Here is a 255-nt window from a genome sequence, read left to right as displayed (position 1 = left end):
AGCCCTGGTCGCCGTACGCCTCGCCACCCGGGTAGGCGCGCACGCCGCCGACGCCGCCAATGCCCATCTTTTCCGACACATCGAGGTTTTTCGATGCCATCTGGCCACTGACAATGCCGAACAAGCTGGTCTCGCCGCCCAGGCTTTGCACGCGCGCCGCATTGAAACCGACTTTATTGAAGTGGCCATTGCTCTTCACCGTCAACTGGTCGATCAGCAGCGCCACCGGCGTCTGGATATCGATCTTGCCGGTGG

At 62.0% G+C, this 255-nt stretch carries 1 pseudogene; it reads right to left on the bottom strand.

What is annotated here, in order from left to right:
• Positions 1–255, bottom strand: a pseudogene (locus tag ACZ92H_RS29800) (ShlB/FhaC/HecB family hemolysin secretion/activation protein); the annotation flags it as partial.

It is taken from the genome of Janthinobacterium foliorum (assembly GCF_978021625.1).
Note: the sequence above shows the minus strand (reverse complement) of the source record. Positions and strands in the feature narration are given on the sequence as shown.